A 4,219-nucleotide genomic window follows, 5' to 3' on the forward strand; every position below is an offset into this window, starting at 1 on the left:
ATCAGCCCATGAACTTCTTGAACTCGTCGGGCAGCTCGAAGTCCTTGGCGCCCTGCTGCGGCAGCCCGAGGGCACCGCCGCCCTGGGCGGCGGCCTCGCGGCGCTGGGCCTCCTCCAGCTCCTGCTGCTTGCGCTTCATCGGGTTGCCGGAGCGCTGCTTGCCCTTGGCCTGCTTCGGCTGCTTCTTGGTCCGGCCGGCCCCGCCGCCCATGCCCGGCATCCCGGGCATCCCCGGCATGCCGCCGCCCTGGGCCATGCGGGACATCATCTTGCGGGCCTCGAAGAACCGCTCGACCAGGCCCTTGACCGCGCTGACCTCGACGCCGGAACCCTTGGCGATACGGGCGCGGCGCGAGCCGTTGATGATCGTCGGGTCCTGGCGCTCGCCGGGCGTCATCGACTTGATGATCGCGCCGACGCGGTCGACGTCCCGCTCGTCGAGGTTGTTGATCTGGTCCTTGATCTGGCCCATGCCCGGGAGCATGCCGAGCAGCTTGGAGATGGAGCCCATCTTCCTGACCTGCTCCATCTGGGCCAGGAAGTCGTCCAGGGTGAAGTCCTGGCCCTTCTTGGACGCCAGCTTCGAGGCCATCTTCTCGGCCTCTTCCTGGCTGAACGTCTTCTCCGCCTGCTCGATCAGGGTGAGCAGGTCACCCATGTCGAGGATGCGGGAGGCCATCCGGTCAGGGTGGAACGCGTCGAAGTCGTCGAGCTTCTCGCCGTTCGACGCGAACATGATCGGCTTGCCGGTGATTTGCCGGATCGACAGGGCCGCACCACCGCGGGCGTCACCGTCGAGCTTGGACAGCACCACGCCGTCGAAGCCGACGCCGTCGCGGAAGGCCTCGGCGGTGTTGACCGCGTCCTGACCGATCATCGCGTCGACGACGAAGAGGATCTCGTCCGGGGAGACCGCGTCCCGGATGTCCGCGGCCTGCTGCATCATGTCCTGGTCGATGCCCAGCCGGCCCGCGGTGTCCACGATCACGATGTCGTGGACCTTGCTCCGGGCGAACTCCATGGAGTCCTTGGCGACCTTGACCGGGTCGCCGACGCCGTTGCCGGGCTCCGGGGCGTAGACCGCGACACCGGCGCGCTCGGCGACGACGCTGAGCTGGTTGACGGCGTTGGGGCGCTGGAGGTCGGCGGCGACCAGCAGCGGGGAGTGGCCCTGGTCCTTCAGCCACTTGCCGAGCTTGCCCGCGAGCGTGGTCTTACCGGCACCCTGGAGACCCGCGAGCATGATCACGGTCGGCGGCTGCTTGGCGAACCGCAGACGCCGGGTCTCGCCGCCGAGGATCGTGACCAGCTCGTCGTTGACGATCTTCAGAACCTGCTGGGCCGGGTTCAGGGCCCTGGAGACATCGGAGCCGAGGGCGCGCTCCTTGACGTTCTTGATGAACGTGCGGACGACAGGAAGGGCGACGTCGGCTTCGAGCAGGGCGATGCGGATCTCGCGCGCCGTGGCGTCGATGTCCGCTTCGCTCAAGCGCCCCTTGCCGCGCAGATTCTTGAAGGTGGCGCTGAGGCGGTCAGAGAGGGTATCGAACACGGCGACGTCGGTCCTCGGGGTCGGGGGCGATGTGAGTGCCTTCCAGGGTATCCGGCCCCGCAGGAAATTCGTCCCCGCCCGCCGAATGGGTGAGCGGGGCCGCGCTCCCCACGGGGGCGGCCGGCATCTCCGGCCACCTCGCCGACCAGCGCAGGGACCGGCGCGCAGGCGCCGGCCGGGGCCTCGGCGGACTCGGCGGCCTCGGCACGGACCGCCGCCCAGGCCGCCGTAAAAACCGCCCGTTCGCGCGGCCCCCGGCTCACCCCCGCAGCGTCTCCTCCAGCTTCCGGGCCACCCCGGCCGCCTCCTCGCTCGGCAGGGGCGCGCCCTCGGGGTCGGTGACGTAGAAGGCGTCCACGGCGTTCGAGCCGAGCGTCGACACGTGCGCGCTGCGCATCCGCACGCCCGTGTCCTCCAGCGCCGAGCCGATCCGGAAGAGCAGTCCCGGGGCGTCCTGGGCCCGTACCTCGATCACCGTGGCCAGTCGGGAGCCCGCGGAGGCGACCGTCACGCGCGCGGGGGGCGCGACGACGCCCCGGCGGCGCGGGTAGGCGGCGTCGCGCTCGGCGAGCCGGGTCGCGATGTCCAGCGAGCCGTCCAGGGCGCGTACGAGGTCGGCGCGCAGCCGGGCGGCCTGCGGCAGGGAGCCGTACTCCGCGGCCACCCGCCAGTCCAGCAGCAGGACGAAGCCGCCGACGCCGTCCGGCAGCGGCAGGGCCCGCAGTTCCGCGGTGCGGACGGTGAGGCGGTGCATGGCCAGCACACCGGCGACGGCGGGCAGCACGCGCGGCTGGTCGGGTACGGCGATGAGCAGCTCGACCCCGAGCGGTTCCGGCTCCTGCGCGCCGGACGGCTCCTCGTCGGCCGGCGGTTCGGTCTGCGCGCGCAGTGCCAGCACCGGGCCGCCGGTGCGGCAGGCCTCGATGGCGAGCCGCTCCTGCTCGGCGGTGGCGACGACCGCCTCGGGTTCCGCGGGCTCGTCCCCGGCCAGCACCGCCGCCACCCGTTTGACCAGGTCGGCGACGAGCGATCCGCGCCAGGACGACCAGGCGGCCGGGCCGGTGGCCAGCGCGTCCGCCTCGGTGAGGGCGTGCAGCAGTTCCAGCGTGCCCTGGCTGCCGACCGCCTCGGCGACGAGGCGCACGGTGGCCGGGTCCTCCAGGTCGCGCCGGGTCGCGGTCTCGACGAGCAGCAGGTGATGGCGTACGAGGGTGGCGAGCACGGCCACGTCCTGGCGGTCGAAGCCGATCCGCGCGGCGACGTCCTTGGCGATGATCTCGCCGGCCACCGAGTGGTCGCCGGGCCAGCCCTTGCCGATGTCGTGCAGCAGGGCGGCGACCAGCAGCAGGTCGGGGCGGCTGACGCGGCGGGTGAACGCGGAGGCGCGCACGGCGGTCTCGATGAGGTGCCGGTCGACGGTCCAGATGTGCACGGCGTTGCGCTGCGGACGGCAGCGCACCCGCTCCCAGTCGGGCAGCAGCCGGCTGATCAGGCCCTCGGCCTCCAGCGCCTCCCAGACCTCGATGGTCGGACCGCCCGAGCCGAGCAGGGTCACCAGCTGCTCGCGCGCCTCGGCGGGCCAGGGCGTGGGCAGCGGGCGGGTGGTGGCCGCCAGGCGGCGCACGGCGTGCAGGGAGAGCGGCAGACCGGCCTGTGCGGCGGCGGCCGCCGCGCGCAGCGGGAGTACGGGGTCGCGTTCGGGGCGTGCGGTACGGGCGAGCACCACCTCGCCGTCCTGCTCGACGACGCCCTCGGCCAGCGGGGAGCGTTCGGCGGCCGGCTTGCCGCCGCCGAGCATGGCGCGCAGGCGCGGCCGTACGGCGCGCGAGCGCAGGACGCGCCCCACTTCCCGCCAGGTGACGTCGCTCGCGTACGCGATGACCCGCGCCGCCTCGTAGACCTGCCGCAGGAGTGTGTCGGCGTCGAGCAGCCCCAGCTCGGCCGCCACCTGGTCCTGCTCCTGGAGCGCGAGCCGGTCGGTCGCGCGTCCGGTGGTCAGATGGAGGGCGTCGCGTACGTCGAGCAGCCGGCGCCGGGCGTCGGCGAGGCCCTCGCGCGGGGCGTCCGCGAGCCAGGAGGCGGCGACCGCGCGCAGGGCGGTGGCGTCGCGGAGCCCGCCGCGCGCCTCCTTCAGGTCGGGTTCGAGCAGGAACTGGAGCTCGCCCTGGCGTTCGGCCCGTTCGGCGCACAGGTCCCGGAGTTCGGGCAGTCGTTTCGGCGCCTGGTTGCGCCAGTCGGCCAGCACGGCCGTGCGCAGACCGGCGGTCAGGCCTCGGTCGCCGGCGATGTGCCGGGCGTCCAGCAGGCCGAGCTGGACCTTGAGGTCGTCGGCCGCCGTCCTGCGGGCCTCCCCCGGGGTGCGTACGGAGTGGTCGAGGGAGAGGCCGAGGTCCCAGACCGGGTACCAGAGGCGGTCGGCCAGCGTGGCGACCGCGGCCGGGTCGCCGCCGTCGTGCAGCAGCAGGAGGTCGAGGTCGCTGCGGGGGGACAGCTCCCCGCGCCCGTAGCCGCCGACTGCGACGAGGGACACACCGCGCATCGCTCCGGCGCCCGCATCGAACAGGCCGCTCAGCCAGTCGTCCGTGAGCTCGGCGAGGGCGGCACGGCGCGGCGGCCCGGGCCAACAACGCCCTCACCGGCCACCGCACCCCGATCGTCCGGCCCGCC

The 4,219-nt window shown here is 73.7% G+C and carries 1 protein-coding gene and 1 pseudogene; both read right to left on the bottom strand.

Annotation, left to right across the window (positions count from 1 at the left end; translation table 11 throughout):
- Nucleotide 1 precedes the first annotated feature (1 nt).
- Nucleotides 2-1,552 (bottom strand): signal recognition particle protein, encoded by a 1,551-nt coding sequence (ffh, locus tag ABT085_RS44445; protein ID WP_351622372.1) that lies wholly within the window; start codon nucleotides 1,550-1,552, stop codon nucleotides 2-4.
- A 259-nt stretch (nucleotides 1,553-1,811) separates the two neighbouring features.
- A pseudogene (locus tag ABT085_RS44450) lies at nucleotides 1,812-4,169 on the bottom strand ([protein-PII] uridylyltransferase); the annotation flags it as partial.
- Between the last annotated feature and the right edge of the window lie 50 nt (nucleotides 4,170-4,219).

Origin of the sequence: Streptomyces sp. NPDC002265, assembly GCF_040296125.1 — a bacterium.
Taxonomy (GTDB): domain Bacteria; phylum Actinomycetota; class Actinomycetes; order Streptomycetales; family Streptomycetaceae; genus Streptomyces.